20 protein-coding genes are annotated in these 15,843 nt (G+C 72.5%); 15 read left to right on the top strand and 5 right to left on the bottom strand.

Annotated elements, in window-relative coordinates; translation table 11 throughout:
• Positions 1 to 65: 65 nt before the first annotated feature.
• The gene (locus tag ACPOLA_RS01755) at positions 66 to 1,013 is read left to right on the top strand and encodes a heme o synthase (protein ID WP_435768638.1); all 948 of its coding nucleotides are present in this window, start codon (positions 66 to 68) and stop codon (positions 1,011 to 1,013) included.
• A gap of 83 nt (positions 1,014 to 1,096) precedes the next feature.
• On the opposite strand, the gene ACPOLA_RS01760 is transcribed toward ACPOLA_RS01755, so the two are convergent.
• From ACPOLA_RS01760 to ACPOLA_RS01770, 3 genes are read right to left on the bottom strand one after another with little or no spacing between them, the layout of a single operon-like run.
• Positions 1,097 to 2,005, bottom strand: a complete 909-nt coding sequence (locus tag ACPOLA_RS01760; RefSeq protein ID WP_435768640.1) for a COX15/CtaA family protein — start codon at positions 2,003 to 2,005, stop codon at positions 1,097 to 1,099.
• Complete coding sequence (locus ACPOLA_RS01765) at positions 1,996 to 2,778, bottom strand: ABC transporter permease (protein WP_435768641.1); 783 nt, start codon at positions 2,776 to 2,778, stop codon at positions 1,996 to 1,998. The genes ACPOLA_RS01760 and ACPOLA_RS01765 overlap by 10 nt, the downstream gene beginning before the upstream one ends.
• The gene (locus ACPOLA_RS01770) at positions 2,778 to 3,722 is read right to left on the bottom strand and encodes an ABC transporter ATP-binding protein (RefSeq protein WP_435768642.1); all 945 of its coding nucleotides are present in this window, start codon (positions 3,720 to 3,722) and stop codon (positions 2,778 to 2,780) included. The genes ACPOLA_RS01765 and ACPOLA_RS01770 overlap by 1 nt, the downstream gene beginning before the upstream one ends.
• Before the next feature lie 43 nt (positions 3,723 to 3,765).
• On the opposite strand from ACPOLA_RS01770, the gene ACPOLA_RS01775 reads away from it, so the two are divergent.
• The 12 genes from ACPOLA_RS01775 to ACPOLA_RS01830 all read left to right on the top strand — a co-directional run bounded on the left by ACPOLA_RS01775 (position 3,766) and on the right by ACPOLA_RS01830 (position 12,344).
• A complete protein-coding gene (locus ACPOLA_RS01775) occupies positions 3,766 to 4,131 on the top strand; it encodes a hypothetical protein (RefSeq protein ID WP_435768644.1) in 366 nt (121 codons plus the stop codon).
• Positions 4,124 to 4,531: a hypothetical protein gene (locus ACPOLA_RS01780; RefSeq protein ID WP_435768645.1), complete on the top strand. Its 408-nt coding sequence runs from the start codon at positions 4,124 to 4,126 to the stop codon at positions 4,529 to 4,531. Before ACPOLA_RS01775 ends, ACPOLA_RS01780 begins: the two co-directional genes overlap by 8 nt.
• Before the next feature lie 63 nt (positions 4,532 to 4,594).
• A complete protein-coding gene (locus tag ACPOLA_RS01785) occupies positions 4,595 to 5,299 on the top strand; it encodes a helix-turn-helix transcriptional regulator (RefSeq protein ID WP_435768646.1) in 705 nt (234 codons plus the stop codon).
• Entirely contained in the window at positions 5,296 to 6,714 is a 1,419-nt protein-coding gene (gene sufB, locus ACPOLA_RS01790) for a Fe-S cluster assembly protein SufB (RefSeq protein ID WP_435768647.1), read from the top strand. The genes ACPOLA_RS01785 and sufB overlap by 4 nt, the downstream gene beginning before the upstream one ends.
• Positions 6,711 to 7,853, top strand: a complete 1,143-nt coding sequence (sufD, locus tag ACPOLA_RS01795) for a Fe-S cluster assembly protein SufD (RefSeq protein ID WP_435768649.1) — start codon at positions 6,711 to 6,713, stop codon at positions 7,851 to 7,853. Before sufB ends, sufD begins: the two co-directional genes overlap by 4 nt.
• On the top strand, positions 7,850 to 8,197 hold the full coding sequence (locus ACPOLA_RS01800) for a non-heme iron oxygenase ferredoxin subunit (RefSeq protein ID WP_435768651.1): 348 nt from the start codon (positions 7,850 to 7,852) through the stop codon (positions 8,195 to 8,197). The genes sufD and ACPOLA_RS01800 overlap by 4 nt, the downstream gene beginning before the upstream one ends.
• 21 nt (positions 8,198 to 8,218) lie before the next feature.
• Entirely contained in the window at positions 8,219 to 8,980 is a 762-nt protein-coding gene (gene sufC / locus ACPOLA_RS01805; protein WP_435768652.1) for a Fe-S cluster assembly ATPase SufC, read from the top strand.
• A gap of 2 nt (positions 8,981 to 8,982) precedes the next feature.
• Positions 8,983 to 10,284 carry a cysteine desulfurase gene (locus tag ACPOLA_RS01810; RefSeq protein WP_435768653.1) on the top strand — a complete coding sequence of 434 codons (1,302 nt, stop codon included), beginning with the start codon at positions 8,983 to 8,985 and terminating at the stop codon, positions 10,282 to 10,284.
• A 12-nt stretch (positions 10,285 to 10,296) separates the two neighbouring features.
• Positions 10,297 to 10,797 (top strand): Fe-S cluster assembly sulfur transfer protein SufU, encoded by a 501-nt coding sequence (gene sufU / locus ACPOLA_RS01815; RefSeq protein WP_435768655.1) that lies wholly within the window; start codon positions 10,297 to 10,299, stop codon positions 10,795 to 10,797.
• The gene (locus tag ACPOLA_RS01820) at positions 10,794 to 11,159 is read left to right on the top strand and encodes a metal-sulfur cluster assembly factor (protein ID WP_435768656.1); all 366 of its coding nucleotides are present in this window, start codon (positions 10,794 to 10,796) and stop codon (positions 11,157 to 11,159) included. Before sufU ends, ACPOLA_RS01820 begins: the two co-directional genes overlap by 4 nt.
• 7 nt (positions 11,160 to 11,166) lie before the next feature.
• Positions 11,167 to 11,685 (top strand): ASCH domain-containing protein, encoded by a 519-nt coding sequence (locus tag ACPOLA_RS01825; RefSeq protein ID WP_435768657.1) that lies wholly within the window; start codon positions 11,167 to 11,169, stop codon positions 11,683 to 11,685.
• A 14-nt stretch (positions 11,686 to 11,699) separates the two neighbouring features.
• On the top strand, positions 11,700 to 12,344 hold the full coding sequence (locus ACPOLA_RS01830; RefSeq protein WP_435768659.1) for an acVLRF1 family peptidyl-tRNA hydrolase: 645 nt from the start codon (positions 11,700 to 11,702) through the stop codon (positions 12,342 to 12,344).
• On the opposite strand, the gene ACPOLA_RS01835 is transcribed toward ACPOLA_RS01830, so the two are convergent.
• Both ACPOLA_RS01835 and ACPOLA_RS01840 read right to left on the bottom strand, forming a co-directional pair.
• Positions 12,325 to 12,780, bottom strand: coding sequence for a GNAT family N-acetyltransferase (locus tag ACPOLA_RS01835; protein WP_435768661.1), 456 nt, complete (start codon positions 12,778 to 12,780; stop codon positions 12,325 to 12,327). The two genes, ACPOLA_RS01830 and ACPOLA_RS01835, sit on opposite strands and share 20 nt — an antisense overlap.
• A gap of 11 nt (positions 12,781 to 12,791) precedes the next feature.
• Positions 12,792 to 13,268, bottom strand: a complete 477-nt coding sequence (locus tag ACPOLA_RS01840) for a GbsR/MarR family transcriptional regulator (RefSeq protein ID WP_435768662.1) — start codon at positions 13,266 to 13,268, stop codon at positions 12,792 to 12,794.
• A gap of 53 nt (positions 13,269 to 13,321) precedes the next feature.
• Between ACPOLA_RS01840 and ACPOLA_RS01845 the strand changes: the two genes are divergently transcribed.
• Entirely contained in the window at positions 13,322 to 14,245 is a 924-nt protein-coding gene (locus tag ACPOLA_RS01845; protein WP_435768663.1) for an ABC transporter ATP-binding protein, read from the top strand.
• Complete coding sequence (locus ACPOLA_RS01850) at positions 14,242 to 15,843, top strand: ABC transporter permease (protein ID WP_435768665.1); 1,602 nt, start codon at positions 14,242 to 14,244, stop codon at positions 15,841 to 15,843. Before ACPOLA_RS01845 ends, ACPOLA_RS01850 begins: the two co-directional genes overlap by 4 nt.

Genomic DNA, 15,843 nt, shown 5'->3' on the forward strand with positions numbered 1-15,843 from the left:
GTGCAGGCGGATCCGGCCGCTCGGGCTACACTCGGACCGCTTCTATCCCGGCCCCGAGGACTGTTGTGACCTACGTCGACCCGACGAGCCCGGAGCTGCTGTCCGTCGACGAGCCGCAGCCCAAGGCCACCTTCCGCGACGTCGTCATGGCCTACGTCGGCCTCACCAAGCCCCGGGTCATCGAGCTGCTGCTGCTGACGACGGTCCCGGTCATGTTCTTCGCGGCCCGCGGCGTGCCCCCGCTGGGCCTGGTGCTCGCGACCGTGGCCGGCGGCACGCTCTCGGCCGGCTCGGCGTCGGTCTTCAACTGCGTCTACGACCGCGACATCGACGAGCAGATGCGCCGCACGCGGCGCCGGGCGCTGCCTCGGCACATCGTGACGCCGGCCGCCGCGCTCGTGTTCGGCGTGGTGCTCGGGGTGCTGTCGACGGTGATCCTCGCCGTCTGGGTGAACCCGCTCTCGGCGGCGCTCTCCGTGGGGGCCAACGCCTTCTACGTGTTCGTTTACACGATGCTGCTCAAGCGTCGTACGACCCAGAACATCGTGTGGGGCGGGATCGCCGGCTGCTTCCCGGCCCTGATCGGCTGGACGGCCGTGACCGGCGAGCTCTCCTGGGTGCCGATCGTGCTGTTCGCGGTGGTGTTCTTCTGGACCCCGCCGCACACCTGGGCGCTCGCGCTCCGCTACCGCGACGACTACGCCCAGGTCGACGTGCCGATGCTGCCGGTCGTCAAGCCCGCCCGCACCGTCGCGCTGCAGATCGTCCTGTACAGCTGGGTCATGGTCGCGACGTCGCTGCTGCTGTGGCCCGTCGCCGGCACCGGCCCGCTGTACCCCGTCGCCGCCGTGGTGCTCGGCGCCATGTTCCTCGCCCAGGCCCACGGCCTCCACCGCCGCGCCCGCACCACCGAGGACCTCAGCGTCCTCCAGCCGATGCGCCTGTTCCACTCATCGAACCTCTACCTCTCCCTCCTCTTCGTCGCTGTCGCGATCGACCCCCTCCTCAAGTAGCCGAGTTGGGGCTTGCGCCCCGCGAGCTGGGGCTTCGGGCCGTCGAGTCGGGCGTTCGGTCCCGCCGAGCCGGGGCTTGTGAGTCAGGAGCGGGGGTGGGTGGCGAGGACGAGCCAGGTCAGCGCGGCGGAGGTGACCGCGGCGCCGAGCATGTGGACGCCGACCAGGAGCTCGGGCAGGTCGGTGAAGTACTGCCAGAACCCGACGGCGCCCTGGGCCAGCTCGACGCAGAGGAGGCCGACCGCGGCGCGGAAGGCGACGGACCGGCCGCCACGCCACGCCACGACCACGGCCGCCAGGGTGACGGCGACGAGCGCGTAGACCGCCCACGCGTGCACGTGGGAGAACAGCTGCGGGTCGAGGTCGTTGCGCGGAGCCTGGGCGTCCCCGGCGTGCGGGCCGGAGCCGGTGACGACGGTTCCGAGGTAGAGCACCACCCAGCCGACGGCGAGCGCCAGCCAGGCGAGGCCCCGGAGCGCCGGGGGCGAGGCGGGCCGGCGGACGACGACCACGCTGTCGAGCAGCACCACGCACACGGCGACCATCGCCATGGACACCAGCATGTGGAGCGCGACGACCCACGGGTTGAGGTCGGTGAGCACGGTGACGCCGCCGATCAGCGCCTGCGCGGGGATGCCGAGCGCGATGATGGTCGCCCACGTCGTGGGAGCCGGGTCGCGGTCTCGCCGCGCCCGGGCCGCGCACCAGCAGGCGACGGCGATGGCGATGAGGACGTAGGTGAGCAGCCGGTTGCCGAACTCGATCACGCCGTGGAGGCCCAGCTCGGGATGGGCGGTCCACCGCTCCGACGTGCACTGCGGCCAGGTCGGACAACCGAGCCCGGACGCGGTCAGCCGTACGGCGCCGCCGGTCACCACGATGACCACGTTGGCCACCAGGTTGGCCCACGCGAGCGGCACCAGCCGGGGCCCGAGCACGCGCTCGACCCGCTCGACGACCGCGCCGACGCCGGACCGCACGCTCACTCCCATCGGAACGTCCGTGCGGTGAGGACCGAGCCGAGCACGGCCCAGCCGAGGAGGACCAGCAGGTCGCGGACGGCGGCCCCGCCGTCGCAGGCGGCCCGGACGGCCTCGCCGAGCGCGCCGGAGGGCAGCCACTGCACGACGTCGCCGAGGCCGCCGTACGCACTCACCGGCAGTACGACGGCGCCGCCCGCGAGCAGCAGGAGGTAGACCAGGTTGGCGGCCGCCAGCGTCGCCTCCGCCCGCAGCGACCCGGCGAGGAGCATGCCGAGCGACGCGAACGCCGCCGTGCCGAGGAGCGCGGCCAGCACCAGGGACAGCACGGCGACGCCGTCCGGACCGCGCCAGCCGAGGGCCAGCCCGACGCCGCCGATCACCAGGAACTGGAGCAGCTCGACCGCCAGGAGCGCGGCCACCTTGCCGCCGAGCAGCGTGGCGCGGGAGAGCGGCGCGGTGCCGAGCCGCTTGAGCACCCCGTAGCGCCGCTCGAAGCCGGTCGCGATGGCCAGCGAGGTGAAGGCGGTCGACATCACTGCCAGAGCGAGCACCCCGGGCGTCAGCACGTCCACGGGCTCGCCGTCGAGGTCCAGACCGATCCGGTCCGCGCCCTGGACGGCGCCCACGAGCACGATCACCGGGATCACGACCGCGAGCAGCAGCTGCTCGCCGTTGCGCAGCATCAGCCGCGCCTCCATGCCGGCCTGCGTCGCGAGCTGGCGCAGGACGGGCGCGGCGCCGGGGGCGGGGGCGAACACGCCGGAGGAGCCGGGGGTGGACATCAGAGCTCCTCCCGGCCGGTCAGCTCGAGGAAGACGTCCTCGAGGTTGCGCTGGCCCAGAGCCAGCGACTCGGGCAGCACGTCGTGGTCGGCGCACCACTGGGACACCTTCGCCAGGGTGCTGCCGTCGGCCGGGCCGGACACCTGCAGGCTGAGCGGGTCGAGCACCGTGAGCTCGGTCCCGGCGCCCAGCGCGGCGGCGAGCGCGTCGGGGGAGCCCGGCGGGAAGGGCTGCGTGACGACCAGGCGGATGGTGGCGACCGTGCCGCCACGGGTCAGCTCGAGCGGCGACCCGCTGGCGACCAGCCGGCCGCGGTCGAGGATGTGGACCCGGTCGGCGAGCCTCTCGGCCTCCTCCAGGTAGTGGGTCGTGAGCACGACGGTCACCCCGTCGGCGCGCAGCTCCTCGAGCAGCTCCCACACGGCGCGCCGGATCTGCGGGTCGAGCCCGGCTGTCGGCTCGTCGACGAAGACCAGCTCGGGGCGCCCGACCAGGGCGAGCGCCAGGCCCAGTCGCTGCTGCTGCCCGCCCGAGAGCCGGCGGTACGGCGTCCGCCCGCACTCGTGCAGCGCGAGCCGCTCCATCAGCAGGCCGGTGTCGAGCGGGTGGGCGTGCAGGCGCGCGAAGTGCCGCAGCATCTCCTCGGCGCGCGCCCCGCTCCACGCGCCGCCGGACTGCAGCATCACGCCGATGCGGGGGAGCAGCTCGTGGCGGTCGCGGAGCGGGTCCAGCCCCAGCACGCGCACGGTCCCCGCCTGGGCCCGCCGGTAGCCCTCGCAGGTCTCGAGCGTGGTCGTCTTCCCCGCACCGTTCGGGCCGAGCACCGCGGTGATGGTGTGGGGCTCCACGTCGAGCGAGAGCCCGTCGACGGCGGTGCGCTCGCCGTACCGCATCACCAGGCCGTCGACCCGCACAGCAGGGTCGGCGGGGAGAGTCGCAGGCACCCGGGGAGTGTAGGGCGCCGGTCGCAGCCCTACGCTGGCGGCCGTGAGTCCCTGGCTGCACGGCGTGATCCTCGCCATCTGTGCCGTTGCGGCCGTGCTGCTGGTGGTCGACCTCGTGCGCGACCGGGCGGCCCAGGACAGCCACTACCTCGCGCTCGCGGTGCTGGAGGTCGCGCTGCTCGGGCAGCTGGTCTGGGCGCTGGTCGCCCTGGCGGGGACCTCCCGCGACCTCGACGGCCCCACCTTCGTCGCCTACCTCGTCACCACCGTGGTCGCCCCGGTGGCCGGCGCGTTCTTCTCCCTGGCGGAGCGGAGCCGGGTCGGCACCACGATCCTGCTCCTCGCGGTGGCGACGGTGGCGGGGCTGCAGGCGCGGCTCTGGCAGCTGTGGGGAGGCGCGGGTGGCTGAGGCGCCGCGCGGGCAGGAGCTCTCGTCGGGCTGGGGCCGGGCGCTGGTCTTCGTGTACGGCGTCTTCGCGGTGGCGGCCACCGGGCGGTCGGCCGTCCAGCTCGGCATGGACGCCGACCGGGCCCCGCTCGCCTACGCGCTGTCGCTGGCGGCCGCCGTGATCTATCTGGTCGCGACCAGCAGCCTGCTGCTGGGCGGTCGCACGGGCTGGCGGGTCGCCGCTGCCGCCGTCGTGGTGGAGCTGGTGGGCGTGCTCGCCGTCGGCACGCTCAGCTATGTCGCGACCGACCTGTTCCCTGACCGGACGGTGTGGTCGCACTTCGGCCAGGGCTACGCGTTCCTGCCGCTGGTGCTGCCGTTCGCGGGCCTGGCCTGGCTGCGGCACACGGCGCCCCGCTGAGGCGCACGTCACTAAGGCACGCCTTCCTTGAAGGCCCGGAATCAATATCGGCACACTGGTGTTGTGGAAATCGTGACCGACCTCGACCAGCCGACGCGCCAGCGCGTCGCGCGGTCGATCCTGGTCAACGGTCCCTCGACGGCTGCCGCGCTGGCCGAGCGGCTGGCCCTGACGCCCGCCGCCGTCCGCCGCCACCTCGACCAGCTGGTCGCCGAGGGCGCGGTCGAGGCCCGCGACCCGCGGCCGGTCGGCGCCCGCGGCCGGGGTCGCCCGGCGAAGGTGTTCGCCCTCACCGAGCGCGGCCGCGACGGCTTCGACCAGCGGTACGACGACCTGGCGGCCGAGGCGCTGCGCTTCCTGCGCGAGACCGCCGGCGAGGACGCCGTCCGGGCCTTCGCGGAGCGGCGCGCGGCGTTCATCGAGCAGCGCTTCCCCGTCGTACGGGACGCCCACCCCGACGCGTCGCCGGCCGAGGTGCTGGCGAAGGTGTTCAGCGACGAGGGCTACGCCGCGGCCGTCCACGACATCCCCGTGGGGGAGGAGCTGTGCCAGCAGCACTGTCCCGTCTCCCACGTCGCCCACGAGTTCCCGCAGCTGTGCGAGGCGGAGACCGCGGCCATCAGCCGCGTCCTCGGCACCCACGTGCAGCGGCTGGCGACCATCGCCCACGGCGACGGCGTGTGCACCACGTGCATCCCCGACGTCCACCAGATCGAACGGGTCACCCCACGCTCGACCGACCAAGAGAAGGAGCAGGTCACCTCATGACCTCCATCGAAGAGCTGAACCCCGAGCTCAAGGGCATCGGACGCTACGAGTTCGGCTGGGCCGACCCCGACGTCGCCGGCGCGGCCGCGCAGCGAGGGCTCAACGAGGCCGTCGTGCGCGACATCTCGGCGAAGAAGGGCGAGCCGCAGTGGATGCTCGACCTGCGGCTGAAGGGCCTCAAGCTCTTCCACCGCAAGCCGATGCCGACCTGGGGCTCGGACCTCTCCGCGATCGACTTCGACAACATCAAGTACTTCGTGCGGTCGAGCGAGAAGCAGGCGACCTCGTGGGAGGACCTCCCCGAGGACATCAAGAACACCTACGACAAGCTCGGCATCCCGGAGGCGGAGAAGCAGCGCCTCGTCGCCGGCGTCGCGGCGCAGTACGAGTCCGAGGTCGTCTACCACTCCATCCGCGAGGACCTCGAGGCCCAGGGCGTGCTCTTCCTCGACACCGACACCGCGCTGAAGGAGCACCCCGAGCTCTTCCAGGAGTACTTCGGCACGGTGATCCCGGTGGGCGACAACAAGTTCGCCGCGCTGAACACCTCGGTGTGGTCCGGCGGCTCGTTCATCTACGTGCCCAAGGGCGTCCACGTGGACATCCCGCTCCAGGCCTACTTCCGGATCAACACCGAGAACATGGGCCAGTTCGAGCGCACGCTGATCATCGTCGACGAGGACGCCTACGTCCACTACGTCGAGGGCTGCACGGCGCCGATCTACTCCTCCGACTCGCTGCACTCCGCGGTGGTCGAGATCATCGTCAAGAAGGGCGGCCGCTGCCGCTACACGACCATCCAGAACTGGTCGAACAACGTCTACAACCTGGTCACCAAGCGCGCCGTCTGCGAGGCCGGCGCGACCATGGAGTGGGTCGACGGCAACATCGGCTCCAAGGTGACGATGAAGTACCCCGCCGTCTACCTGATGGGCGAGCACGCCAAGGGCGAGACGCTGTCGATCGCGTTCGCCGGCGAGGGCCAGCACCAGGACGCCGGCGCCAAGATGGTGCACGCCGCCCCGCACACCTCCAGCTCCATCCTGAGCAAGTCCGTCGCCCGCGGCGGCGGCCGTACGTCGTACCGCGGGCTGATCCAGGTCAACGAGGGCGCCCACGGCTCGAAGTCCAACGTGCTGTGCGACGCGCTCCTGGTCGACCAGATCAGTCGTTCCGACACCTACCCCTACGTCGACATCCGTGAGGACGACGTGTCGATGGGGCACGAGGCCAGCGTCTCGAAGGTCTCCGACGACCAGCTCTTCTACCTCATGTCGCGTGGCATGGAGGAGGACGAGGCGATGGCGATGATCGTCCGCGGCTTCGTCGAGCCGATCGCCAAGGAGCTCCCGATGGAGTACGCCCTCGAGCTCAACCGCCTGATCGAGCTGCAGATGGAAGGAGCCGTCGGGTGACGGTGCTTGACCACGTGGAGTCCCACCTCCACCCCGAGCCGACGTACGACGTCGCGGCGCACCCCGTCCCCACCGGGCGCGAGGAGATCTGGCGGTTCACCCCGCTCAAGCGCCTGCGCGGGATGCTCGACGGGGCGGCCTCGGACGGCCACCTGGAGCAGAAGCTCGAGCTGCCGGCCGGCGTCACGCTGACCGAGATCTCGCTCGACGAGGCGGCCGCGCTGGGCGGCACCGCTCCGTTCGACCGGCTGGGGGCGCTGGCGGCCAGCAACGCGGGCGGCGCGCTGCTGCTCGACATCCCCGCCGACAGCGACCTGTCCGAGCCCGTGCGGGTGCAGCTCCACGGCACGGCCCTCGACGACCTGGTCTGGGCGCGCATCGTCGTGCGGGTCGGCACCCACGCCCGCGCCGTGGTGCTGGTCGAGCACTCCGGCAGCACCACCTACGACGCCTTCACCACGGTCCTCGTCGGCGACGGGGCCCAGCTCGACCTGGTCCACGTCAACGACTGGGCCGACGACGCGGTGCACGCCGAGCAGATCAACGCCCGGGTGGGCCGCGACGCGACGCTGCGCCAGTTCGAGTTCACGCTCGGCGGCGACCTGGTGCGCACCAGCACCAACGTCGACTACGCCGGCCCCGGCGGGACGGCCGAGCTGTTCGGCCTGTACTTCGCCGACGCGGGTCAGCACTTCGAGCACCGGCTCTTCGTCGACCACAACGCCCCCAAGACGGCGTCCAACGTCGTCTACAAGGGTGCGCTGCAGGGCGAGAACGCGCACACCGTCTGGATCGGCAACGTGCTCATCCGCAAGGTCGCCGAGGGCATCGAGACCTACGAGGAGAACCGCAACCTCGTGCTCACCGACGGCTGCCAGGCCGACTCGGTGCCGAACCTGGAGATCGAGACCGGCGAGATCGAGGGCGCGGGCCACGCGTCCGCGGTCGGCAGGTTCGACGACCAGCAGCTGTTCTACCTGCGCTCGCGCGGGATCCCCGAGGCCGAGGCGCGCAAGCTCGTGGTCCGCGGGTTCTTCGACGACCTCATCCGCCGCGTGAAGGTCCCCGAGCTGGCCGAGAAGCTCAGCGCGCAGGTCGAGGAGGAGCTGCAGCGCCACGTCCTGAAGGAGCTCGGATGACCTTCCAACGTGCCTGCGCCCTCGCCGACATCCCGCTGGACGAGGCGGTCAAGGCGACGGTCGACCGCTACGACGTCGCCCTCGCCCGGCACGGCGACGAGGTCTTCGCCCTGCAGGACCAGTGCTCGCACGCCGCCGTGGCGCTCAGCGAGGGCGAGGTCGAGGACTGCACCGTCGAGTGCTGGCTGCACGGCTCGCGGTTCGACCTCCGCACGGGCAAGCCGACCGGGCTCCCGGCCACCGAGCCGGTCGCCACCTTCCCCGTGGAGGTGCGCGACGGCGAGGACGGGCCCGAGATCTGGGTCGACACCACCCGCACGCTCAACGGCGTGAACCCCACCTGACTTCGAGTAGAGAGACGAGAGATGACCACCCTGGAGATCAAGGACCTCAAGGTCCAGGTCCAGACCGAGGACGGCCCGAAGGAGATCCTGAAGGGCGTCACGCTGACCATCGGCGACGGCGAGACCCACGCGATCATGGGTCCCAACGGCTCCGGCAAGTCCACGCTGGCCTACTCCATCGCCGGCCACCCGCGCTACGAGATCACCGGCGGCTCGGTGACCCTCGACGGTGAGGACGTCCTCGAGATGTCGGTCGACGAGCGGGCCCGCGCGGGGCTGTTCCTCGCCATGCAGTACCCCGTCGAGGTCCCCGGCGTCTCCGTGGCCAACTTCCTGCGCACCGCCAAGACCGCGATCGACGGCGAGGCGCCGAAGCTGCGCACCTGGGTGAAGGACGTCAACGGCGCCCTCGAGCAGCTCAACCTCGACGCCTCGTTCTCGCAGCGCTCGGTCAACGAGGGCTTCTCCGGTGGCGAGAAGAAGCGCCACGAGATCGCCCAGCTCGAGCTGCTCGACCCCAAGGTCGCCGTCCTCGACGAGACCGACTCCGGCCTCGACATCGACGCGCTGAAGGTGGTCTCCGACGGCGTCAACCGGTTCCGCGAGCGTCCCGGCAAGGGCGTCCTGCTGATCACCCACTACACGCGGATCCTGCGCTACATCAAGCCCGACCACGTGCACGTGTTCGTGGCCGGCAGGGTCGCCGAGTCCGGCGGGCCGGAGCTCGCCGAGGAGCTCGAGGCCAACGGCTACGACCGCTTCCTCAAGGCAGCGGCGGTCTGACCATGGTCGCCACAGGCCCCGCCAGCCGGTCGGCCGCCCTGCCCGGCCTGCTGCCGGAGCTGGCGGTCATCCGGAACGACTTCCCGATCCTCGAGCGCACGCTCGCGGGCGGGCAGCCCCTGGTCTACCTCGACTCCGCGAACACCTCGCAGAAGCCGCAGGTCGTCATCGACACGATGGTCGACCACCTCGAGCGGCACAACGCGAACATCGCGCGGGCGATGCACCAGCTGGGCGCGGAGTCGACCGAGGCCTTCGAGGGTGCCCGCACCCGGGTGGCGCAGTTCATCGGCGCGCCCGACCGGGCCGAGGTGATCTTCACCAAGAACGCCTCCGAGGCGATCAACCTCGTGGCCAACACCCTCGCGTGGCCGGGGGAGCGGCAGGTCGGCGAGGGCGATCGCGTCGTCATCACCGAGATGGAGCACCACTCCAACATCGTGCCCTGGCAGCTGCTCACCCAGCGCACCGGCGCGAGCCTGCGGTGGTTCGGCCTCACCGACGACGGGCGGCTCGACCTCTCCAACATCGACGAGCTGATCGACGAGCACACCAAGGTCGTCTCGCTCACCTGGGTGTCCAACATGCTGGGCACGATCAACCCGGTCGCCGAGATCGCCCGTCGGGCCCACGAGGTCGGCGCCCTGGTCGTGGTCGACGCCGCCCAGGCGGCGCCGCAGCTGCCGATCGACCTCGCCGGGATGGCCGACGACGAGCGGCCCGACCTGATCGCGTTCACCGGCCACAAGGTCGTCGGCCCCACCGGCATCGGCGTGCTCTGGGGCCGCCGGGCCGTCCTGGAGGCGCTCCCGCCGTTCCTCGGTGGCGGCGAGATGATCGAGACCGTGCGGATGGAGGGCTCCACGTACGCCGGCCTTCCGCACCGGTTCGAGGCGGGCACGCCGCCCATCGTCGAGGCGGTCGGGCTCGGCGCCGCGGTGGACTACCTCGCTCACGTCGGGATGGAGGCCGTCCACGCCCACGAGCAGGCGATCACCGCCTACGCGCTCGAGGGGCTGCAGGCGGTGCCGGGGCTCACCGTGCTCGGACCGCTCGACGCGGCCGCCCGGGGTGGCGCGATCGCGTTCGAGCTCGAGGGCGTCCACCCCCACGACATCGCCCAGGTGCTCGACTCGCGAGGGATCGCCGTACGCGCCGGGCACCACTGCGCGAAGCCGGCCCACGCCCGGTTCGGCGTGCAGAGCTCGACGCGGATGTCGTCGTACCTCTACACCCAGCCGCAGGAGATCGACGCCCTGGTCGAGGGGCTGGAGTACACCCGTTCCTACTTCAAGCTGGCCTAGGAGGTGCAGCGGATGAGCGCGATCGACGACCGGGGCCAGGACCTGGACGCCCTCTACCAGGAGATCATCCTCGACCACTACAAGAACCCGCACGGCAAGGGCCTGCGGGGCGAGGCGGACGCCGCCGGCACGGCGGAGGTGCACCACGTCAACCCCACGTGCGGTGACGAGGTGACCCTGCGCGTCCACGTCAGCGACGGCATCGTCGACGACGTCTCCTACGACGCGCTGGGCTGCTCCATCTCGCAGGCCTCGGCCTCGGTGCTCCACGACCTGGTGGTGGGCAAGCCGGTCGAGCAGGCGCTGGAGATCCACGGCTCGTTCCAGGAGCTCATGCAGGGCAAGGGTCAGGTGGAGCCCGACGAGGACGTCCTCGAGGACGGCATCGCCTTCGCCGGGGTGGCGAAGTTCCCGGCTCGGGTGAAGTGCGCGCTGCTGTCGTGGATGGCATGGAAGGACGCGACCGCCCAGGTGGCGGGAGCCGGCGACCGAACAGACGGAGGCAACCGATGAGTGCAGACCACAGCGACCTGCCGGAGGTCCCGGAGGCCACCGGAGGCGTCTCGACCACGACCGTGGGGGACATCGAGGAGGCCATGAAGGACGTCGTCGACCCCGAGCTCGGGATCAACGTCGTCGACCTCGGCCTCGTCTACGACATCCACGTCGACGAGAAGTCCAATGTCGTGCTCGACATGACGCTCACCTCGGCGGCGTGCCCGCTCACCGACGTGATCACCGACCAGACCAACTCCGCGCTGGAGGGCCTGGTCAACGACGTCGCGATCAACTGGGTGTGGATGCCGCCGTGGGGCCCCGACAAGATCACCGAGGACGGCCGCGAGCAGCTGCGCGCCCTCGGGTTCAACGTCTGAGCCGGCGATGACCGCCGACGCCGAGGAGGCGACCGCCCCCGACGGCGGGGTCGCCGCGTTCTGGGAGGTGGCCAAGCGCCACGCCCGCCTCTCCAGCCTCCCGGGCTACTTCGGCCCGTCCGCCCTGGAGTCGCTGATGCCGCCCGCGTGGTCGTTCGGCGCGACCCCCGAGCAGGCCGACGCGCTCGCACAGCTCGTCGTGGAGGGCACGAAGATCGCGACTTCGTCGGCTCTGCGGGACTACGAGGCGGCCGGTGAGCCGCTGCCCGAGCGGGGCGCCCTGGGCATCGTGCTCGACGGCGCGGGCCGCCCGCGGGCGCTGGTGGTGACCACCGACGTGCGGATCGTGCCGTTCGACCAGGTGGACGCGGAGCACGCGCGGCTCGAGGGGGAGGGCGACCTGACGCTCGACCACTGGCGCGCGGTGCACGAGCGCTTCTTCGCCGAGCACGCCGAGCACGACCGCGGGTTCAGCCGCGACATGCCGGTCGTGCTCGAGCGCTTCCGCGTCCTCCACGAAGGCTGAGGGGAGCCCGGCCGGTGGGCCTCGTCGCCGTGCCCGTCGAGCGGTGGCCGCGCTGGCTGGACAACTTCGAGCGGTCGCACGGCGAGACTGCGTTGGCGGTCGACGGCGGTGCCCTCTGCGGCAGCGCGGCGGACGGATCCACGTTCACCGCCCGCCTGCCCTTCTCCCGCCGGTACGACGGCCGCGCCGACGCCGCGCTGTTCGCGACCGCCGCGGCACCGCCCTCCGTGTGGGGAGTCCTGCTCGTCCGCAAGGGCGGGTTCGCGGTGGCGCAGGTCACGGGTGCGGCGATCGCCGACGCCAAGGTGGGCCGGCGTCACGTGCAGGGCCGCACCAAGGCGGGCGGCCAGTCCCAGCAGCGGTTCTCCCGCCGGCGCGACAACCAGGCGCGGGTGGCCTATGCGGCCGCGGCCGACCATGCCGCGCGCGTGCTCGCCGGCGCGAAGCTGGTGGTGGCCGGCGGTGACCGCACGGCGGTCCGCGAGGTGCTCGGCGACCCGCGCCTCGCCGTGCTGACGCTGGTCGGTCCGTGGCTCGCGGTGCCGGACCCGCGCCGGGCGGTGCTGGAGCGCGCGGTGGCCGACGCGACCGCTCTCCAGGTCGAGGTCGTCAACGCCGGCGCCGGAGCCGACCGCACCGTCAGAGCGCCCGGCTCATGAACGTGCTGTGCGGGTCGGGGCGGTAGTCGCCGAACGGCCCGCACTCGGCGAACCCCCGGGACGCGTAGAGCGCCCGGGCGGGAGCGAAGAAGTCCTGGCTCCCGGTCTCGAGGCTGACCTGCCGGATCCCGCGCGAACGAGCCTCGGCCAGCACGTGGTCGAGCAGGCGTCCCGCCACTCCACGGCGACGGGCGGCCGCGGCCGTGCGCATGGACTTGATCTCGGCGTGGCGCGGGTCGAGGACCTTGAGCGCGGCGCAGCCCAGCAGCACGCCCGCTTCCCTGAGGCTCCAGAAGGACAGGCCCGGGCCGGTCAGCGCCTCGGGCTCCAGCGCGTGCACGCTCTCGGGCGGCGAGGTCGCGCGCATGTCCGCGAGGTGCTCCTGGAGCAGGGCGACCACGTCGGCTCGGCGCGGGTCGTCGGGCTCGATCTCCACGGCCGACGGTGTCACCGGTCCAGGCCGAGCTCGCGCATCCGGGTCTGCCAGCGGGCGTCGAGCGTGGACATCTCGGCGACGATGAAGGCGAGGAACTCGCGAGACAGGCGGAGCCGCCTGCGCGCGGGGTCCTCGGGATCGAGCTCGCCCAACGCCCGGTCGAGGGCGGCGAGCATCGGGGCGTAGAACTGCTCGGCACGGTTCATCGTCCCGTGCCAGGCGTCGTCCTCGACGACGAAGACGTCGCGCCTGGTGCCGCGCTCGCGCTCCCGCCGGATCATGCCCAGACCCTCCAGGTGCCGGACAGCTCCGGAGACGGAGGCCGCACTGAGACCGAGGCCGGCGGCGAGCTCGGCGGCCGTCATCCGCCCGTCGGCGTCGACGAGGAGGGCGGCGAAGACCCGGGCGGGGCCGGGCGGGAAGCCGGCGGTCGCCAACGCCGACCCCATGCGAGCGACGAAGCTCGCCCGGCCGTCCCCCTGCGACATGGAGCCACCTTAGCCGGATTCAGAAACTTCTGAAAATGACGTACGGTCGAACCATGACGTCCTCCGCCCCCGTGATCGAGATCGACGGCCTGGTGAAGCGGTTCGGCAGCTTCCGGGCACTGGACGGCCTCGACCTCGTCGCCGAGCCCGGGGAAGTGCACGGCTTCCTGGGTCCCAACGGAGCCGGCAAGTCCACCACGATCCGCGTCCTGCTCGGGCTGCTGCGCAAGGACGGCGGCTCGGTCCGCCTGCTCGGCGGCGATCCCTGGGCCGACGCCGCCGCCCTGCACCGCCGGCTCGCCTACGTGCCCGGTGACGTCAGTCTGTGGCCCAACCTGACCGGCGGTGAGGCGATCGACCTGCTCGGCCGCCTCCGCGGCGGCCTGGACCCGGAGCGCCGGACAGCCCTGCTCGAACGGTTCGAGCTCGACCCGACCAAGCGGGGCCGCAGCTACTCCAAGGGCAACCGGCAGAAGGTCGCCCTCGTCGCGGCCCTCGCCTCCGACGTGGAGCTGCTCCTCCTCGATGAGCCGACCTCCGGCCTGGATCCGTTGATGGAGGAGCACTTCACCGCAGAGATCGACTCCTTCCGCGCCCGGGGCGGCACCGTCCTGCTGTCGAGCCACATCCTCGCCGAGGTCGAGCGCCTGTGCGACCGGGTGAGCATCATCCGCAACGGCAAGGTCGTCGAGGCCGGAACGCTGTCCGAGCTCCGGCACCTCACCCGCACCTCGGTGGACGCCGAGCTGGCCGGCGCCCCCGACGGCCTGGCCGAGATGAGCGGGGTCCACGACCTCGCCGTCGACGGCCGTCGCGTCCGGTTCCAGGTCGAGACCGCCGCCGTGGACGAGGCGATCGGTGCGCTGCACCGGGTGGGCATCCGCACCCTGGTCGCCCACCCCCCGACCCTCGAGGAGCTCTTCCTCCGCCACTACGGCGACGTCCTCGCCGAGGAGCAGGAGGCCGAGCCGGCATGACCGGGTGGTCCGTGCTCCTGCGGAGCCACCTGCGGCGAGATCGATGGCTGCTCCTGTGGTGGTCGGCCGCGGTGGTCCTCCTGTTCTGGAGCCAGGGCGTGAGCGTTCTCGGCCTCTACGACACGCAGGAGGAGTTCGAGCGCGCGGCAGCCGTCGCCGACGACAACCCGGCGTTCATCGCGATGGCCGGGCCCGCCCGGGCGCTGGACACCGTCGGCGGCCAGGTCTTCTGGCAGGCCGCGGCGCTCGGCGCCGTCCTCGTCGGGCTGATGAGCATGTTCCTCGTCGGACGCCACACGCGTACCGAGGAGGAGTCCGGTCGCGACGAGCTGGTCCGCAGTGCCGCCATCGGCCGGCACGCCCCCGCGACCGCCGCCCTGGTCCTTGCGCTGCTCGCCAACCTCCTCGTGGGCGTCCTGGTCGCGCTGAGCCTGCTGACCGTCCGCGGCGGTGGTTCGCCGCTCGTCGGGGTGCCGCTCGCCCTGCCCGACACGGTCGCCACCGGCGCCGGGCTCGCCGCCTGCGGGTGGATGTTCTCGGCGACCGCGCTCGTGGCGGCGCAGCTCACGCAGAGCACCCGCGGCATGTACGGCATCGCCGGAGCCGTCGTCGGCGTGGCGTACGCGCTGCGGGCGGTGGGCGACGTGGGCAGCGGGGTCCTGAGCTGGCTGTCGCCGATCGGGTGGTACCAGGCGATGGCGGCCTATGCCGACCTCCGGTGGTGGCCGCTCGGCCTGCTGCTGGTCGCGGCAGGGGTGGTCGCCGCGACGGCGTACCTGCTGCTCGACCGGCGCGACGCCGGCTCCGGGCTCTGGGCCGCGCGCCCGGGGCCGGCCGGGGCGGGGACCGGGCTGAGGTCCGCCCTGGGTCTCGCCTGGCGCCTGCACCGCGGGGCGCTGCTCGGCTGGACCGTGGGCCTGCTGGTGACGGGGCTCGCCTACGGCTCGATCGGCGACAGCGTGGCCGACCTCATCGGCGACGGCGACATCGCCGAGCTGATGGGCGGTGGGGTGACCACCGACCTGGTCGACGGCTTCTACGCGACCTCGGCGGTGACGCTCGGGCTGCTGGCGGCGGGGTTCGCCATCGCCTCGACCCTCCGCCCGCGGGCGGAGGAGGACGCCGGCCACGTCGAGGCCCTCCTCGCCACCGGACTGTCGCGCTGGACGTGGCTCGGCGGCCACGTGCTGGTCACGGTCGTCGGCACGGTCGTCGTGGTAGCGGCCGCGGGCCTCGGGATGGGCGCCGGGTACGCGGCGACCACCGGCGACGGCGACGCCGTGCTGCGCCTGGCCCTGCCGACCCTCGCCCAGGTCGCTCCGGTGCTCGTGCTGGCGGCCGTCGGCCGGCTGCTGTACGGCGCCGCGCCGCGGCTCCTCGTCCTCGCCTGGGTGCCGCTGGCACTGTCGGTCGTCGTGCTGATGTTCTCCGAGCCGCTGCAGATCCCGGAGGCCGTCCAGGCGCTGTCGCCCTTCGAGCACCTGGCCTTCGCGCCGGCCGAGGACTTCCGGTGGGCGCCGGTCCTGGTGCTGCTGGCGCTGGCCGCCACGCTGTCGCTCGGCGGCCAGGTCGCCTTCCGGCGGCGCGACATCGGCTAG

The organism is Nocardioides proteolyticus, assembly GCF_051280635.3.
In the GTDB taxonomy this organism is placed as follows: Bacteria; Actinomycetota; Actinomycetes; order Propionibacteriales; family Nocardioidaceae; genus Nocardioides.